Consider the following 16,819-nt stretch of genomic DNA (forward strand, 5'->3'; position numbering starts at 1 on the left):
TCGCCGCCGTCAGCGGTTCGGAGAGGAACGCCACTCCTGCCGCAACCGCCACCGCCGGATTCACGTACGTGAAGACCACCGCCCTCGTCGGGCCCGCCTCCCTGATCAGCTCCAGGAAGACCACGAACGCCAGGGCCGTGCAGATGACGCCGAGCCCGGCCAGCGACGCCAGGGTCTTGGTGTCCGGCACCGTCGTCGGCCAGGTCGCCGCCGCCGGTACCGCGTAGACCACTGCCGCCAGCGTCAGGCACGGGGCGATCAGTTGCAGGGTCGGGACCGGCTTGAGGTGGCGGGCCACGATCAGGGGCGCGATGGCGTAGCCCAGCGCCGTCAGCAGGACCTCCGTCAGGGACCAGGCGTCGCCACCCGTGAGGTGGGGGAGGGTCAGGATCGCCACTCCGGCCAGGCCCAGACCCAGGCCCGTCAGGCGGCGGGCGCCCAGGCGTTCCGTGTCGCCGAAGAAGCGGGCCACGACCGCGCCGATGATCGGGACCGCCGCGATCAGCAGGCCCGCCGTCGAGCTGGATAGGCGGCGTTCCGCGTCCGTGAGGGTCCACCAGGGGCCCAGGATCTCCGTCGCCGCGAAGGCCAGCATGGGCTTCCAGTGTTCGCGTACGACCCTGGGCAGGCCCCCTTGTCGTATCGCGAACGGCAGGAGCAGCGCGGCGCCGAGCGCGCAGCGGACGAAGACCACCATCGTCGGCGAGAGGTCTTCGACGGCCACTTTGATCATCAGGTACGGGATGCCCCACAGGACACCCATCAGGGAGAACAGGAACCAGCCGCGTGCAGTCATGCGGGCAGTCTCGGTTCGTTCAATGTGCGACGTCTTGAACGCTGTTGCGGTACGCCGCCGGGGTCACCCCCAGGATGCGGCGGAACCAGCGTGTCAGATGCGCCTGGTCGGCGAAGCCCACCAGGGCCGCCGTCTCGGCCGGGCGCAGCCCCGCGTCGAGCAGCGTGCGGGCCCGGGTCACCCTGTGCTGGGCCAGCCAGGCGTAGGGCGGCAGCCCCGTCGACGTACGGAAGGCCCGTAGGAGTTGGTAGCGGGACAGGCCCAGAGGGGCGGCCAGTTCGGAGAGGGAGGGCGGGGAGAGGAGTTCGTCCGCCAGGCGGTCGCGTACCGCGCGGGCTATCGCGTCGGCTCCGGGGATCGTGTCGCACAGCGGGCGGGCCGTGCCGTGCCGACGGGCCAGGGCCGTGAGCAGCCAGGGCAGTCGTGACTCCGCCTCCAACGGGTCGGCGGCGCCGCTGAGTTCGGTGTGTGCCGTGCGGAGGGCCGCCGCCAGCTCGGGGTCGTTCACCACCGGGTCGCGGAAGTGCGGGGTGGTCACGGTGCCCTCGGCGAGGAGGGAGCGCGCCGGGTACATCGCCCGGTAGGCGTAGCCGCCGTGGTGGCCGGGTCCGCCGGTGTGCACCTCGCCGGGGGCAAGGACGACGATCGTTCCCAGGCCTACGTGCAGTCGCTCGCCCCGGTAGTCGATGATCTCGGCGCCGCCGGTGCAGACGCCGACGGTGAACTCCTCGTGGTAGTGCGGGGCATAGCGGTGGCGGTCGAAGCGGGCCGTGAGGAGGTCGAGGGGCGGGGCGTCCGTGCCGAGGTGGGCGCGGGTCCAGATGGCCTGCTCACGGCCGGCATTCCCGCTTCCCCTTCGTACGTCGCGGCCGCCTCTCCCGCCCCATTCCTCGCCCGCCATGCCGTCGCTCCCCGCTCGCTTCGTTCCTCTCAGGGATGCAACGCCCCCGCGCCCCGCTTCCATGCCGTCGCCGCGGTCCGCGTCGTCCGGCACTACAGGGCCAAGGGCTTCAGAGCTACAGGGCTACAGGGCTACGGGGCTACGGGGCTACGGGGCTACGGGGCTACGGGAACGTGCCGAAGACTCAGCCGAACTCCGAGGTCTCCAGCTCGAAACCGAACGGCTCAGGAAGGGCGAGCGCCTTGCCGAAAGGGACCGTGCAGTGCTGCCGGTAGTCGTCCCCTTCGGCCTCACGGAACAGAGTCACCGAGGATTCGTCACGGTCGATGAGCAGATAGACCGGGATGCCGCCGCGGGCGTAGCAGCGCCGCTTGGCCTCCCGGTCCGCCTGCGGCTTGGTCGAGGTGACCTCGACGACCAGGGCTACGCCGTCACAGGGCATCCAGGGGTCGGCGCCAACGAAGAGACGCAGCTTCGTGGGGGCGAAGGTGGCATCCGGGATAGCGTGGTTCTTCGGGCAAGCGCCCCCGCTCTTCAGCCTCAGCCCTTTGTTCCCGGAGAAGTCCATATCGGTCCGAGAGCGCCTGATCACCTGCTTGACGATCAGGTTGATGTACTGCTCGTGGTCCCCGTCCGGCGGCGGCGTCACGACAATCTCCCCCTCGATCAGTTCCGCCCGGAAACCCTCTGGGGTGTCCAGGGCCAGGAAGCCCTCCAGCAGGACCTCCGCCCGCGTGAGCGGCTCATGTGCCATGGCAGTCATGTCACGCCCCTTCCTCGGTCGCTCGCCAGACTGGGACATCGGTGATCCGCCGTCCATGAGATCAAGAGTTGTTCCCTCGATCGTGGCACAGGATCAGGGGTGATCGTCAGGCTTCGACCACCCGGCGGGTCCTGCCCGGCGAGCCCTGCCCCGTGTCCGCTTGACCTTGCCGCAGCGTCAACGTTTCTACTGGCCCCATGAACGGAAAGCCGAGCGGAAAACCGAGCGGACAGTCGTACGGACAGTCGTACGGACGACCGAGCGGGATGCGGATCGGGGAGCTCGCCGGTGTCGTCGGCGTGACCACGCGGGCCATCAGGCACTATCACCACCTCGGGCTGCTCCCCGAGCCCGAGCGGCGGGCCAACGGCTATCGCGAGTACACGCTGCGGCACGCCGTCGCGCTCGCCCGGATCCGGCGCCTGACCGAGCTGGGGCTCGGCCTCACCGAGGTGCGGGACGTGGTCGCGGACGACGCGGGGCGCGAGCTGGCCGAGGTGCTCGCGGAGCTGGACGAGGACCTCGCCCGGCAGGAGGCCGCGATCAGGGAGCGCAGGGCGCGGCTGCGGGAGCTGCTCGCCGACACGGCCGGCGGACGCCTCGCCGCCGAGGGGCCCGTCTCCCCCGAACTCGCCGAGTTCTTCGGCGAGATGGCCCGCGCGTCGGGCCATCTCTCCGAAGGCCCCGGCTCGGCGATGGCCGCCAAGGACCGTGAGCTGCTCGCCCTGATCGAGACGGCCGCGCCCGCACCGGAACGCGACCGCCTGCTCGCCGCGCTGCGGCCCGCGCTCGAAGGACCGGGCGCGCTGGAGGCCGCGCACGACGTGTACGCCCGGCTCGACGAGCTGGTGGACGCCGATCCCTCCGACCCTCGCGTGGAGGAGACGGCGCGGGCGCTGGCCGCGTGTCTGCCGGACTCGATGGTGGAGGAGCTGGGGCGGGAGCAGCTCGTGGCGTTCGCCGACTCCGACGCGGCCCTGGGGAGCCCTCACCGGCAAGGCACTCCCGACGGTTCCGGTTCCGGCTCCGGCTCCGCCTTCCTCCGCGCCTTCTTCGCCGACTTCGCCCCCGCTCAGGCCGAGGCCGTGCGCCGCGCCATGCGGCTGCTCGTGGAGCGGGGTGCGCGATGAGCGGAGGGAAGGTGGGTGGGGGGAAAGTGACCGGAGGGAAGGTGACCGGAGGGAAGGTGGGCGGAAGGAAGGTGGGCGGAAGGAAGGTGCTGCGGCGGATCGTCGGGCATGAGCTGCGGGCCATGGTGAGCCTCGTGCTGTGGGCGGCCCGGCGGCGGAACGGGGTGCGGGAAGGGGACCTGGCGTTCGGGCACGCGCGGGATCAGGCCGCGGGGTTCTACGGGTTCATCCTCGTCTGCGTCATCGAGACCGTCGCCCTCGCCGTGCTGCTGCGGAACTGGCCCCTGCTCCACCAGATCACGCTCTTCGTCGACGTCTACAGCGTCATCCTGATGCTCGGCGTGCACGCCGCCTCCGTGACCCGGCCGCACGTGCTGTCCGCCGACTCCTTCCGCGTACGCAAGGGCGCCCACCGCGATCTGCGGATACCGCTGGAGCACATCGCCGCCGTACGCGGCGAGCGGCGCTTCACGCACGAGGCCGCGGACGGGGTGCTCGATCTGCCGGTCGGCGCGCAGACCTCCGTCACGCTGGATCTGACGGAGCCGGTGACGGCGGTCGGGTTCCTGGGGAAGGGGCGTCCCGTGACGACCGTGCGGCTGCACGCCGACGATCCGGCCGCACTGCTGGCCGCGCTGAAGGCCGCCACCGCCGAGCGGGCGGACGCCCCGTAGCCCCGTAGCCCCGTAGCCGCGGGCCTCAGGCCTCAGGCCTCAGGCCGGTGCGAACCGGACCTCCGCCGCCCCCGGGTCCGCCTGCGTCAGCCGTACCCGCAGCCGCTCCCCCAGCGGCAGCGGGCCCGTGCCGCCCGAGATGGGGGCGACGATCGCCGGTTCGGTCAACTGGACGGTCCCGGCGGCCGGTTCGCCCTCCTTCACGTCCACCACCACCGCGTCGAAGATCTCTCCGACCCGCTCCTTCAGCAGCGCCGCCTCGACGATGTCCACGCAGGCACGCTCGACGGTGTTGCCGCGCCGCGTGCCCTCCGCCATCTCCTTGGGCAGCTCCGGCAGCGCGGCGAGCACCCACTCCGGGGGCGGATCGCCCGCGCAGGCGGCCAGGCAGAGCTCGGCGGCGTAACGGTCGACGAGGCGCCGCAGCGGTGCCGTGCAGTGGGCGTAGGGGGCGGCCACCGCGGCGTGCGTGGTCAGCTCGGGGACCTCGCCGCCGCTGAAGGCCGTGTAGCCCGCGCCCCTCAGCAGCGTCGTGCACTCCTGGAGGAACGCGGCGTGGTGGGACGACGCGGCCGGGTCGAGCGAGCGGACGAGTTCCGCGTACGGGACGTGGTGCGGCCAGTCGATGTGCAGGGCCTTTGCGGTACGGCGCAGCCTCCCGACCGCGCCGTCCGGGGCCGTGGGCAGCGTACGCAGGATGCCCGTACCCGTGTCGATCATCAGCTCTGCCGCTGCCATGCCCGTGAGCAGGGAGATCTGGGCGTTCCAGCCGTCGGCGGGGAGGGGCGCGCGGTAGGCGAGTTCGTACCTGCCGTCCCGTTCGACGATCTCCTGCTCGGGGACGTTGAGGGAGATGCCGCCGCGTTCGACCTCCAGGCGTTCGCGCAGCCGGCCGATCTCGGCGAGCAGCGCGACCGGCTCCTCTGCGGTACCGGCGTCGATCTCCCGCTGCACTCCTTCGTAGTCCAGCTTCGCGCGGTTGCGTACGAGGGCACGGCGTACGTCGACGGAGAGCGTGCGCCCCTCGTCGTCGAGGTCGATCGTCCAGAGCGCCGCCGGGCAGTCCTGGCCGGGGAGCAGGCTGGCGGCGCCCTCGCTCAGCGAGGTGGGGTGCAGCGGGACCTTCTCGTCGGGGAAGTAGAGGGTGGTGACGCGGCGGTGGGCCTCCGCGTCGAGCGCCGTGCCCGGCGTGACGTACGCGGCGACGTCCGCGATGGCGTACCGCACCCGGAACCCGCCGCCGTCGCGCCGGGACAGGTGCATCGCCTGGTCGAGGTCGACGGAGGTGGGCGGGTCGACGGTGAAGAAGGGGATGTCCGTCGCGTCGTCGTCGGGCAGCCGTGGCGCGGCGGCGGCGCGCTCGGCCTCGGCGAGGACGTCGGCCGGGAAGTCGCCGGGCACGTCCAGCTTCGTCCGCAGGTCACGCAGCACGCCCCGCAACGGAGCCTCGGCTGCGCCGGTCACGTGGAGGTGGCGGCGGGGCATGCATCGAGCGTAGGCCTGGCGGGGGGCGGGCGCTCGTCTCGGTGGGCCGGGGGGGGCTGGTCGGCTCCGAGCGCCTCGGTGGGACGGGAGGGGACTGGTCCGCTCCGAGCGCCCCGGTGGGACGGGAGGACTGGTCCGCTCCGAGCGCCCCGGTGGGACGGGAGGACTGGTCCGCCCCCGGCCCACTGGATCGGCCCCGGCCCACCGCTTGGACCCCGGGCTCAGTGGATCTCTCGTACCACCACGTCCAGTGCCCACGCCTTCCCCGCCTTCGCGGGGGCCTCCGCCTCCACCACGTGGCCCAGGTCCCGCAGGGCCGTCACCAGTTCGGCGGGGTTCTTCGGCTGGGCGCCGGTCGACAGGAGGGAGCGGACGATCCGGCCCTTCGTCGCCTTGTTGAAGTGCGAGACGACGGAGCGCTTCTCGACGCCCGTCTTCGGGTCGGTCTGCGCGTGCAGCACCCGTACCGTCGCCGTCCGGCCCGCGACCTCGCCCTTCGGCTTCCATGCCGCCGCGTACGCCGACGACCGCAGATCGAGTACGAGACCGTCGCCCGCCGCCTCCGGCATCGCGGAGGCCATCGGCGTACGCCAGTGGGCGCCCAGGGCGCCGAGGCCCGGCAGCTTCACGCCCATGGAGCAGCGGTAGGAGGGGATACGGTCGCCGATGCCGACGGCGCCCCACAGGCCCGAGAAGACGAGCAGGGAGCGGGACGCGCGGCGCTTGGCGGCGGCGTCGAGGGAGGCCAGGTCCAGGGCGTCGTACAGAACTCCGGTGTAGATCTCGCCCGCGGGGCGCGCGCCCGCCGTCCGCAGTTCGGCGTTCTTGGCGATCTCGCCCCGCAGGCCCTCGCTCAGACCGAGTACGTCCCTGGCCTTCTCCTCGTCCGCCACGCACAGGTCGACCAGCTCGTCGAGGACGGCGCTTCTCGCGTCCGCGAGGGACGGCAGGGAGAGGGACTCCGGCTTCAGGGGGGCGCCGCGGCCGGAGGGGGCCTTGCCTTCGGAGGGCGGCAGCAGCACGAGCAAGGTGTCTCCTTCGGAGGGATGGGGGTGGGGGTGCGGCCCCGGAGACAGGTTAGTTGCCCGGCGCGTCCGGGCGCACGAACAGGCCTCGTGTGCACGAACAGGCCTCGTGCGCACGAACAGGCCTCGTGTGCACGAACAGGCCTTTCCTGCCCACCCGCCCGATCACTCCGAACAGGCGTTGCAGAGACTGCAACGGGCTTTGCGCATGTTGCCGACGGCGGGGCAGGATGTCCGCATGACTTCCTCGGCCACTCCCGGCGTGCCCTCCGTGCTCGATCTCGCCCCCGTCGTTCCCGTCGTCGTCGTGGAGGAGATCGGTGACGCCGTGCCTCTGGCGCGGGCGCTGGTCGCGGGCGGGCTGCCCGCCATCGAGGTGACCCTGCGGACCCCCGTCGCGCTCGACGCGATCCGGGCCGTCGCCGCCGAGGTTCCGGACGCCGTGGTCGGCGCGGGCACCGTCATCTCCGCCCGGGGCGTCGCCGACTCCGTGGCCGCCGGGGCGCGGTTCCTCGTCAGCCCGGGGTGGACCGACTCGCTGCTCGACGCGATGAAGGACTCGGGGGTGCCGTTCCTGCCGGGTGTGTCGACGACCTCGGAGGTGGTCGCGCTGCTCGAGCGCGGGGTCAGCGAGATGAAGTTCTTCCCGGCGGAGGCCGCCGGCGGGACCGCCTATCTCAAGTCCCTCGGCGGTCCGCTGCCGCAGGCCCGGTTCTGCCCCACCGGCGGCATCTCCCTCGCCTCCGCGCCCTCCTACCTCGCGCTGCCCAACGTCGGCTGCGTGGGCGGCAGTTGGATGCTGCCCGCCGACGCCGTCGCCACGAAGGACTGGGCGCGGGTCGAGAAGCTGGCGCGTGAGGCCGCCGCCCTCCGCGGCTGAAGTCCGACGGACTACCCGCGCAGATGCGCCGTCTCGTTCAGGAGGCGCACCGACGCGTTGCCGTCCGCGTAGTACGCCACCGCCGACAGTGACGCCGCCGAGAGTTCCATCCGGAACAGGGCCTCGGGCGGGGCGCCCAGGGCGAGACGGATCAGGGTCTTGATCGGCGTGACGTGCGTGACGAGCAGTACCGTCCGGCCCGCGTACTCGGCGGTCAGCCGGTCCCGCGCCGCCGACACCCTGCGGGCCACCGCCGTGAACGACTCGCCGCCCGGCGGTGCCGCCTTCGCCGACGACAGCCACGCGTTCAGCTCCTCCGGCCGGCGCTCGCGCACCTCGCCGAAGGTCAGGCCCTCCCAGGCCCCGAAGTCCGTCTCACGCAGCCCGTCCTCGATCCGTACGTCGAGTCCGAGCCGGGCGGCCACCGCCTGCGCGGTCTCCTGGCAGCGCTTGAGCGGCGAGGAGACGATCGCCTCGATCGTGCCGCGCGCGGCGAGCGCCGCCGCCGCGCGTTCGGCCTGCTCCCGGCCCACGTCAGAGAGGGACGGGTCGGAACCGCCGCTTCCGGAGAACCTCTTCTGCGGCGTCAGCGCGGTCTCGCCGTGCCGCAGCAGGACGAAGGTCGCGGGAGCGCCGAGGTCGGGGGCGGCCCAGCCGACGGGCGGGGCGGACGGGGTCGGCGTCGCCGCGACGTTGCCCGCCGCACGGGCGTCCGGCGCCCGGCGCTCCGCCAGCGCCGCCCGCGCCTTCGCCGCACCGGCGGCCGCGTCACCGGGCGGCCCGGAGGAGGACACGGAGGCGGCCGCGCCCGCGTCCAGCTCCGCCGTGGACGCCGACGCCTCCCACTGCTTGCCCCGCTTGCCCGCGTCCATCGCCTCGTTGGCGAGCCGGTCCGCGTGCTTGTTCTTCTCGCGCGGGATCCACTCGTACGTCACCTGAGACGCGGGGAAGACCCGCGCGGCCTCCGCGGCGAGCGGCTTCATGTCCGGGTGCTTGATCTGCCAGCGGCCCGACATCTGCTCGACGACCAGCTTGGAGTCCATCCGGACATGGACGGACGCCGCGGGGTCGAGCGCGTGCGCGGCCTTCAGGCCCGCCACCAGACCCTTGTACTCGGCGACGTTGTTCGTCGCGACGCCGATGAACTCCGCGGCCTCCGCCAGGGTCTCCCCCGACGCCGCGTCGATCACCACGGAACCGTAGCCCGCGGGCCCCGGGTTGCCCCGCGACCCGCCGTCGGCCTCGACGATGAACTCCCGCACCGCCGCAGTCCCTTACAGGCCGGACTCGGACGTACGCACCAGGATGCGGCTGCAGTTCTCGCACCGCACGACCGTGTCGGGGGACGCCGCCTTCACCTCGTTGAAGTCGGTGATGTCCAGCTCCAGGCGGCAGCCCTCGCAGCGGCGCTGGTAGAGCTTGGCGGCGCCGATGCCGCCCGCCTTCTCACGCAGCCGGTCGTACAGCTTGAGGAGGTCGGCCGGGATCGAACCCGCCACGACCTCGCGCTCCTTGCTGACCGTGGCGGCCTCGCCGTCGAGCTCCTCGCAGGCGGCGTCACGGCGGGCCGTCGCGTCGTCGATCTTCGACTGGACGGACGAGACGCGCCCCGCCAGCTCGGAGACCCGCTCCTGGGCGGACTCGCGGCGCTCCATGACCTCCAGGACGACGTCCTCCAGGTCGCCCTGGCGCTTGGCGAGCGAGGCGATCTCTCGCTGGAGGTTCTCCAGGTCCTTGGGGGAGCTGATCGCGCCCGAGTCGAGGCGCTGCTGGTCGCGGGCCGCGCGCTGGCGCACCTGGTCGACGTCCTGCTCCGCCTTGGTCTGCTCGCGGGCGCAGTCGCTCTCCTCGGTCGTCGAGGCGACGTGCAGGTCGCGCAGCTGCGCGAGGTCCTTGTTCAGCGACTCGATCTCGGCGTGCTCGGGCAGCGACTTCTTCTTGTGCGCGAGCTGCTGCAGTCGTACGTCCAGGGCCTGGACGTCGAGCAGTCGGATCTGGTCGGCGGGCGCGGCGTTCAGTTGGGGGCTCCAGATGAGTCGTTGAGAGGAGAGGCCGCGTGGGCGGTCCAGGGGTCGGTGACCGTCTTCGAGACGTGGACGCGAAGGCCCCATCCGTGACGGTCGGAAATCTCGTCGAGCTGGGCTGCGGCCAGCTCGCACCAGGGCCACTCGGTGGCCCAGTGCGCGGCGTCGAGCAGCGCGAGCGGGGTGCGCTCGCGGGCCTCGGACGCCGGGTGGTGGCGCAGGTCGGCGGTGAGGAAGGCGTCCACACCGGCGGCCCGTACGTCGTCGAAGAGGCTGTCGCCGGAGCCGCCGCTGACCGCGACGGTGCGGATCAGGGCGTCCGGGTCGCCCGCGACGCGGATGCCCTGCGCGGTGCCGGGCAGCCGCTTCGCGGCGCGCTCGGCGAGTTCGGCGAGCGTCAGCGGGTGTTCGAGCTCGCAGATCCGGCCGAGGCCGCGGCGGCCGTGCTCGTCGGTCGGGTCCGGTACGAGGGGGCGCACGACGCGGAGGTCGAGGGCGCCGGCGAGGGCGTCGGAGACTCCGGGGTCGGCGCGGTCCGCGTTGGTGTGCGCCACGTGCAGCGCCACGTCGTTCTTGATCAGCTCGTGCACGACGCGGCCCTTGAAGGTGCCGGCCGAGACCGTCGTCGTACCGCGCAGATAGAGCGGGTGGTGGGTGACCAGGAGCTGGGCGCCCAGCCGCACCGCCTCGTCGGCGATCTCCTGGACGGGGTCGACGGCGAAGAGGACACGGGTGACCTCCGCGTCGGGATCGCCGCAGACCGTGCCGACCGCGTCCCACTGCTCGGCCCGCTCGGGGGGCCACAGGGCGTCGAGGGCGGCGATGATTTCTGACAGACGGGGCACGGGGAAAAGGCTACCTTCCCGCTGCGCTCGGCATGTCGTGCGTTGCTGAGTGCCCTGTAGGGGCGCAGTTCCCCGCGCCACTACAGGGCACCTCGCACGCGAGGCGCCTCTTCGCGAGGCGCGTCTTCGCGAGGCGCCTCTTTACGGGGCGCCTCTTTACGGGGCGAGCGTCGCCTTCAGGTTTACGGGGCGAGCGTCGCCTTCAGGTCGTCCAGGACCTCGTTCGCCGCCGTCACGCCCAGGCCCAGGTACCACGTCTCGTCCGGGACGTCCTTGGCCTGGCCGTTCTTCACCGCGTCGAGCTTCTTCCACAGGGGGTTCTTCTCGGCCTCGGAGCGGCCCGTCTTCTTGGCGTCCCCGTAGACACCCGTGAAGATCCAGTCCGCGTCGGCCTCGTCGATCTTCTCGGGGCTGATCTCGGTGGCGAGGTCGTTGATCTGCTGGTTCTTCGGGCGGGGCAGACCGGCGTCGTCGAGGATCGTGCCGATGAAGGACGCCTTCGCGTAGAGGCGGATGCGGTCCGGCATGTAGCGGAGCATCGTGATGGTCGGCTTGTCGTCGCCGAGGTCACGGCCCAGGGCCCGCGCCTTCTCCTCGTACAGGGCGAGCTCGTTCTTCGCCTTCTCGGTCTTGTCGAGGGCGGCCGCGTTCAGGAGGTAGTTCTCCTTCCACGTGAAGCCGGGGCGGATGGAGAACACGGTCGGGGCGATCTTCGAGAGCTGCGGGTAGAGCTTGGCGGCGCGCAGCTCGCTGCCGAGGATCAGGTCCGGTTCGAGCGCGGCGATCGCCTCCAGGTTGAGGGAGTTGATCGTGCCGACGTCCTTGGGGCTGCCGGCCGCCTTCTTCAGGTAGCCGGGTACGCCGTCGTCGCCCTCGGTGGGCGCGTAGCCTACGGGCTTCACGCCCAGGGAGACCACGTTGTCCAGCTCGCCGACGTCCAGGACCACGACCCGCTTGGGCTGCGCCTTCAGCTCGGTCTTGCCGCGGGCGTGCGTGATGGTGCGGGGGAATTCGCCCGCCTTGGCCTTGGTGCCCATCTTCGCCGTCTGCTCGGCGGCCTTGGCGAAGTCGTCGCCGCCCTGGGCGACGGACTTGCTGCCGCTGCCGTTGTCGGACTTGCCGGAGTCCGCGCCGCCGTCGCCGGAGCCGCAGGCCGCGAGGGAGAGCGCGCCGGCCACGGCGAGGGCGACCGCCGCGGTGGCGCGGTGACGGCGGGGCCGCATGGAACTGCTGGACCTGACGGACGGGGACATCGGTGCTCCAGGGTGTGTGCGGGTCGCTGCGCGGCTCGGGCGGTGCGGGGCGGTGCGGTACGTCTGCGTACTGAGCGCCGCTGTACCTTCCGGGCCGCACAGCAACCACTTAGGTTCGCCTTACTTTAAGCGCGCCCTCCCCGCCCAGCACAACCACCCCCGCACCCTCAGCCGAACCGTGACATTGCCACCCTTCTGTGTGAAGCGGGCGTCCACAGGTGCCACGGCTGTGCGTGCGAAAACTAGCTTCGGGGCCGGAGGTGCCCCACATGACAGCGCCCACGATGGAGCCCGAGCCCATGACCGCGCCGCCGTCCACGCCGCCGGCCACGCCGATGTCCGAGCCGATGTCCGAGCCGGTCTCCGAGCCGCCCCCCGCACCGGCCGCGCCGCCGACGGCGACCGCTCCGGCTCCGGTTCTGGTTCTGGCTCCGGCTCCGGCTCCCCTGGTGATCACCGCCGACTGCGCGTACGCCGCGCGTCTCGTGTACGACGCCGGTTCCTGGTTCCCCGAGCGCTGGACCCTCGACTCCCCCGAGCCCTACGCGGTGCCGCTGCCCGGCGGTCAGCCGGAGGAGCCCGGCACGGAGGTGCTGCCGATGGCGGACGGGCGCGTACTCATCCACCGGGTGGTGGACGGGCGGCACGCGTTCTGTCTCCTCTATCCGACGGGGCCTGGGACCGGTGAGGTCCCGCTCGGCGGCATCGACTGCGGCACGGACCGGCTGAGTCTGCTGCCGCCGTCGCCGGGCGGTACACGGGCGTACGCGATCGCCGTGGGCCCGGAGTCGACGGACCTGTGGCTGGTGGCGGGCGGGGCCTTCGGGCCCGAGCATCTCGCGGAGATCCCGGGGCGGTGTTCGGGCGGGGTCTGGCTGGACGGGGAGGGGCGGATCCTGGCCCTGGACCGGGAGTTGGACGGCCGGGTCAAGGCGGTGGCGATCGACCTGGGCCGGGACGGCGAGCTGTCCCCTCTCCTGCAGATCGCCGAGGAGAGCGACGACCGGGTGCTGCTCGCGGACGCCGACAGCGGGCTGCTCCTTGTCCGTTCGGACGCGCCGGGCCACGACCGGCTCGGCTGGGGGGTGTTGGGCGGTACGCGGCCGGTGCGCTTCCCCGAGTGCCTGCGGCTGCCGGATCTCGCGGTGACGCCGTTCGCGATCCAGCCGGGGCAGACGCTGATGCCGGAGAGCTGTGCGGTGGCGCTGCGGATCGACGGGGCGGCGGGGAGCTGGCTCGGCATATGGCGCCCGGCCGAGCGGCGGCTGCGGCAACTGGCGGCGCCAGGCGGGTGGTTGGCCGGTGCGGGCTGGTGGACGCGGGCGGGCGTCCTGCGTCTTCCGTACGCAACAGGGGTGGCGCCGTGCGGTGTCGCGGAGGTCGAAACTCCCGCCCCGGAGGCGGAATCCGCCGGTCCGCAGGAGGCTCCCGCGCCGGTCGCCGCGCGGCCCGTTCCGTTGCAGCAGGCGCCTCTCACCGGGCGTGCGGGCGTTGGTTAGACTCGCCCGGCTGTACCGAACGATCTTCTTTACCGTTTTACGGGGTGAGTGTGTTGACGACGACCGAGATCAGTACGGAGACAGAGCAGGTGGCCGACCCGCGGGTGGCGTCCCAGCCGGCGCCGCCGGCGGCGGAGGCGGGTGCCGGCAGGCACCGGGGCCCGGTGGCCGAACATGACGAGGCGGTGGCCCCGCGGGGGAGGCACCGTCGGCAGGGTGACGCGGGCTAGGCCTCCCCTCCCCTTCCCTTCCCCGACCGGACAGGCCGAAGGATTCAGGATTCGGCCTGTCCGGCGGGACCGGGGAAGATCACCCCCGCTTCAGCCCCAGCACCTCCGCCGCCGCGAACGTCTCCCCCTGCGGGCGTCCCGCGTAGTACGGCGACAGCGCCTCGTCCAACTCCTCGTACGTGAACGCCTCCTTCGCCGTGTCGAACTTCGCGGCCACCTTCGGGCGTTCGACCACGGCCACCATCCCGCCGTGCACGACGAGGAGTTGACCGTTCACCCCGGCAGCGGCGGGCGACGCCAGATAGCCGACGAGCGGGGCCACGTGTTCCGGGGCCAGGGCGTCGAGTTCGCCGGCGTCGGGCTCTTGGAAGCCTGCGAAGACGTCCTCCGTCATGCGTGTCCTTGCCCGCGGACAGATGACATTAACTGTTACTCCATATTTGTCGAGTGCCAGCGCGCTGGACGTCGTCAGACCGACGATGCCGCCCTTCGCCGCCGCGTAGTTCGGCTGTCCGGCCGACCCCGCGAGGAACGCCTCCGACGACGTGTTGACGATCCGGCCGTAGACCGGGCCCCCCGCCGCCTTGGACCGCTCACGCCAGTGGACGGAGGCGAAGTGGGTCGTATTGAAATGGCCCTTGAGGTGGACGTGGATGACGGAGTCCCATTCGCCCTCGCTCATCGAGAAGATCATCCGGTCCCGCAGGATGCCCGCGTTGTTGACCAGGATGTCCAGTTTGCCGTACGTCTCGATCGCCAACTGGACGAGGCCGCGCGCCTGTTCGTGGTCCGCGACATCGCCCAGGTGCGCGACCGCCGACCCGCCCGCGGCACGAATCTCCGCGGCGACCTCCTCGGCCGGCGTGGCCGACGCCTCGCCCGAGCCGTCACGGCCGGGCTGCCCGAAGTCGTTGACGACGACGCTCGCGCCGAGCCGGGCGAGTTCGAGCGCTTCGGCGCGGCCGAGCCCGCGGCCGGCCCCGGTGACGATCGCGGACAGACCCTCGAGTGGCAGTGACATCAAAATCCTTTCGAAGCCGTATCAGCCGGGGATTTTTGGGGAGTCCCGGGAAATTCCGGGGGTTCCCAGGAGTTCCCAGGAGTTCCGGAGGGGCCGGGGGCCTGGGGGGGGCCGGGTGGTGGGGGGGGTCAGATTTCGATGCAGGTGCGCAGCGCGACACCCGTCCGCATCTGGTCCAGCGCCTCGTTGATCTCCGGCAGCTGCACGCGGTGCGTGATCAGGCCCTCCAGGTCGATGCGGCCCGCCCGCCACAGTGCGATGGCCCGCTCGTACGACGTGAGGACGTCGCCGCCGCCGTACATGGACGGCAGGATCTTCTTCTCGTCGAAGAACAGCTCGAACATGTTGAGCTGGAGGAAGTCGTCGAGCGCCCCCGCCCCCACGACACAGAGCGTGCCGCCGCGCCGTGTCGTCTCGTACGCGGTGCGGGCCGTGGCCGACTTGCCGACGACCTCGAAGACGTAGTCGAAGCCCTCGCCCGCCGTCACCCGCTGTTTGGCGTCGGCGAGTCCGTCCGGGGCGACCGCCTCCGTCGCGCCGAACTTCAGCGCGGCCTCGCGGCGCGACGCCACCGGGTCGACGGCGATGATCTGCGCCGCGCCCTTGAGCCGCGCGCCCTGGATCGCGGAGATCCCGACGCCGCCGCAGCCGATGACGGCGACCGACGAACCGGCGGCCACATCAGCGGTGTTGATGGCCGCGCCGAGCCCCGTCGTCACTCCGCAGCCGATCAGCGCCGCGATGTCGAAGGGCACGTCGTCCGGGATCGGCACGGCGCAGCCCGCGTCGACCACGACCTCCTCGGTGAAGGTCCCCGTACCCGCGAACCCGAAGACGTCACCGCCGGGCCGCTTGAAGTTGGGTGTGCCCGCGTTCATGAACCCGGCGAGGCAGAGCTGGGTCTGGCCGCGCTTGCAGGCGGGACAGGTGCCGCACGCGGGCAGCCAGCACAGCAGCACCCTGTCGCCCTGGCTGAGCCCGGTCACGCCGTCACCGACGTCGATGATCTCGCCCGCGCCTTCGTGGCCGGGGATGAACGGCGCGGGCTGCGGCAGCACGCCGTTCATCGCCGATACGTCGGAGTGGCACAGGCCGGTGGCCCGTACCCGGATCTTCACCTTGCCGGGGCCGAAGCCCACCGCCTCGACGTCGTCGAGAACCTCGAGTTTCTCCTGGCCTATCTCGTGCAGTACGGCTGCGCGCATGGTGCGGCTCCCCTCACTGACTTGTCTACGAGGACTTGTGTGCGCGGGTGTGTGCGCGGGGCTTGTGTGCGCGGGGCTTGTGTGCGCGGGTGTGTGTGCGGGCTTGTCTTACGCGTGTTCGACGATCGTGTCGGCCAGGACCGGCGCGTCGTCCCGCTCCGCCGCCGTCACCGTCGCCTGGACGCGCCCCTCGGTGCGCCACATCCGGATCCGCAGCGTCTCTCCGGGGAAGACGACCCCGGTGAAGCGCGTGCTGTAGCTGCGCACCCGCGAGACGTCGCCGCCGAGCAGCGTGTCGACGACCGCCTTGAGGGTCATCCCGTAGGTGCACAGGCCGTGCAGGATGGGCCGGTCGAAGCCCGCCAGCTTGGCGAACTCGGGGTCGGCGTGCAGCGGGTTCCAGTCGCCGGAGAGGCGGTAGAGCAGCGCCTGGCCCTCGCGGACGGGGCGTTCGACGGTGCGGTCCGGTTCGCCCTCGGGGGCGGGGACGCGGGCGGAGGGGCCGCGGTCGCCGCCGAACCCGCCTTCACCGCGTACGAAGATCTGGGCGTCGCTCGTCCACAACGGCCCGTCGGCGTCGGCCACTTCGGAGCGCAGGACGAGGATCGCGGCCTTCCCCTTGTCGTACACGGCGGCGACCCTGGACGTGGACGTGGCCGCGCCCTTGACCGGGATGGGGCGGTGCAGGGTGACGGTCTGGCCGCCGTGCAGGACGGCGGCCAGGTTCACCTCGATGCCGGGGGCGGAGAGGCCGCCGACGACGCCCATGCCCGCGCCCGCGACGGTGGCGAAGCTGGGCAGGACGTGCAGCTTCGACTCCAGCGTGTAGCGCAGCTCGTCGGGGTCGGTGGCGGGGACACCGGCACCGAGCCCCAGGTGGTAGAGCTGGATGTCCTTGTGGTCCCAGGTGATCTCGGCCGACCTGGGCTCCGCGGCTACGGCCTTAGCGGCGTCGATGGGCATGTTCTGGCAGCTCCTTGGCCGGAGGTAAAGACCTCGGTGCGGCCGTCCGCACCGTCGGCCGCACCGAGGTCGCAACGGGGCCGGAGAGCCGGTCGTCGGACCGGCCCGTTCTAGAACGCGTTCCA

The 16,819-nt window shown here is 72.2% G+C and carries 15 protein-coding genes and 1 pseudogene; 4 read left to right on the forward strand and 12 right to left on the reverse strand.

Features of this window, described 5'->3' with window-relative positions; genetic code table 11:
- Positions 1-16 precede the first annotated feature (16 nt).
- The 3 genes and pseudogenes from ACIBKX_RS03120 to ACIBKX_RS03130 all read right to left on the reverse strand — a co-directional run.
- Positions 17-796: pseudogene (locus ACIBKX_RS03120) on the reverse strand (DMT family transporter); the annotation flags it as partial.
- A gap of 19 nt (positions 797-815) precedes the next feature.
- Entirely contained in the window at positions 816-1,697 is an 882-nt protein-coding gene (locus ACIBKX_RS03125) for an AraC family transcriptional regulator (RefSeq protein ID WP_363270708.1), read from the reverse strand.
- 184 nt (positions 1,698-1,881) lie between these two features.
- Positions 1,882-2,451, reverse strand: coding sequence for a Uma2 family endonuclease (locus tag ACIBKX_RS03130; protein ID WP_363270848.1), 570 nt, complete (start codon positions 2,449-2,451; stop codon positions 1,882-1,884).
- Positions 2,452-2,726: 275 nt separating this feature from the next.
- Here ACIBKX_RS03130 and ACIBKX_RS03135 point away from each other — a divergent pair, with 275 nt between their 5' ends.
- Both ACIBKX_RS03135 and ACIBKX_RS03140 read left to right on the forward strand, forming a co-directional pair.
- A complete protein-coding gene (locus ACIBKX_RS03135) occupies positions 2,727-3,590 on the forward strand; it encodes a MerR family transcriptional regulator (protein ID WP_363270847.1) in 864 nt (287 codons plus the stop codon).
- A 71-nt stretch (positions 3,591-3,661) separates the two neighbouring features.
- Positions 3,662-4,264 carry a hypothetical protein gene (locus ACIBKX_RS03140; RefSeq protein ID WP_363270707.1) on the forward strand — a complete coding sequence of 201 codons (603 nt, stop codon included), beginning with the start codon at positions 3,662-3,664 and terminating at the stop codon, positions 4,262-4,264.
- 39 nt (positions 4,265-4,303) lie between these two features.
- Here ACIBKX_RS03140 and ACIBKX_RS03145 read toward each other — a convergent pair whose 3' ends face one another.
- Both ACIBKX_RS03145 and yaaA read right to left on the reverse strand, forming a co-directional pair.
- The gene (locus ACIBKX_RS03145) at positions 4,304-5,749 is read right to left on the reverse strand and encodes an RNB domain-containing ribonuclease (RefSeq protein ID WP_363270706.1); all 1,446 of its coding nucleotides are present in this window, start codon (positions 5,747-5,749) and stop codon (positions 4,304-4,306) included.
- A 221-nt stretch (positions 5,750-5,970) separates the two neighbouring features.
- Positions 5,971-6,777, reverse strand: coding sequence for a peroxide stress protein YaaA (gene yaaA / locus ACIBKX_RS03150; RefSeq protein WP_363270705.1), 807 nt, complete (start codon positions 6,775-6,777; stop codon positions 5,971-5,973).
- Positions 6,778-7,012: 235 nt separating this feature from the next.
- Between yaaA and eda the strand changes: the two genes are divergently transcribed.
- On the forward strand, positions 7,013-7,654 hold the full coding sequence (gene eda / locus ACIBKX_RS03155) for a bifunctional 4-hydroxy-2-oxoglutarate aldolase/2-dehydro-3-deoxy-phosphogluconate aldolase (protein WP_363270704.1): 642 nt from the start codon (positions 7,013-7,015) through the stop codon (positions 7,652-7,654).
- Between the two features lie 11 nt (positions 7,655-7,665).
- On the opposite strand, the gene ACIBKX_RS03160 is transcribed toward eda, so the two are convergent.
- From ACIBKX_RS03160 to ACIBKX_RS03175, 4 genes are all read right to left on the reverse strand, one after another.
- Positions 7,666-8,916 (reverse strand): bifunctional RNase H/acid phosphatase, encoded by a 1,251-nt coding sequence (locus ACIBKX_RS03160; protein ID WP_363270703.1) that lies wholly within the window; start codon positions 8,914-8,916, stop codon positions 7,666-7,668.
- Between the two features lie 12 nt (positions 8,917-8,928).
- A complete protein-coding gene (locus ACIBKX_RS03165) occupies positions 8,929-9,672 on the reverse strand; it encodes a C4-type zinc ribbon domain-containing protein (RefSeq protein ID WP_363270846.1) in 744 nt (247 codons plus the stop codon).
- Positions 9,669-10,523, reverse strand: coding sequence for a Nif3-like dinuclear metal center hexameric protein (locus tag ACIBKX_RS03170; RefSeq protein WP_363270702.1), 855 nt, complete (start codon positions 10,521-10,523; stop codon positions 9,669-9,671). Before ACIBKX_RS03170 ends, ACIBKX_RS03165 begins: the two co-directional genes overlap by 4 nt.
- Before the next feature lie 182 nt (positions 10,524-10,705).
- Positions 10,706-11,776 carry an ABC transporter substrate-binding protein gene (locus ACIBKX_RS03175; protein WP_399375618.1) on the reverse strand — a complete coding sequence of 357 codons (1,071 nt, stop codon included), beginning with the start codon at positions 11,774-11,776 and terminating at the stop codon, positions 10,706-10,708.
- A gap of 269 nt (positions 11,777-12,045) precedes the next feature.
- Between ACIBKX_RS03175 and ACIBKX_RS03180 the strand changes: the two genes are divergently transcribed.
- Positions 12,046-13,275, forward strand: coding sequence for a hypothetical protein (locus ACIBKX_RS03180; protein WP_399375619.1), 1,230 nt, complete (start codon positions 12,046-12,048; stop codon positions 13,273-13,275).
- A 309-nt stretch (positions 13,276-13,584) separates the two neighbouring features.
- Here the strand turns inward: ACIBKX_RS03180 and ACIBKX_RS03185 are convergent, their stop codons facing one another.
- From ACIBKX_RS03185 to ACIBKX_RS03195, 3 genes are all read right to left on the reverse strand, one after another.
- Positions 13,585-14,526, reverse strand: a complete 942-nt coding sequence (locus ACIBKX_RS03185) for a 3-oxoacyl-ACP reductase (RefSeq protein ID WP_399375620.1) — start codon at positions 14,524-14,526, stop codon at positions 13,585-13,587.
- A 128-nt stretch (positions 14,527-14,654) separates the two neighbouring features.
- Positions 14,655-15,731: a Zn-dependent alcohol dehydrogenase gene (locus ACIBKX_RS03190; protein ID WP_363270701.1), complete on the reverse strand. Its 1,077-nt coding sequence runs from the start codon at positions 15,729-15,731 to the stop codon at positions 14,655-14,657.
- 108 nt (positions 15,732-15,839) lie between these two features.
- Positions 15,840-16,694 (reverse strand): MaoC/PaaZ C-terminal domain-containing protein, encoded by an 855-nt coding sequence (locus tag ACIBKX_RS03195; protein WP_363270700.1) that lies wholly within the window; start codon positions 16,692-16,694, stop codon positions 15,840-15,842.
- Between the last annotated feature and the right edge of the window lie 125 nt (positions 16,695-16,819).

It is taken from the genome of Streptomyces sp. NPDC050658, assembly GCF_044457025.1.
In the GTDB taxonomy this organism is placed as follows: Bacteria; Actinomycetota; Actinomycetes; order Streptomycetales; family Streptomycetaceae; genus Streptomyces.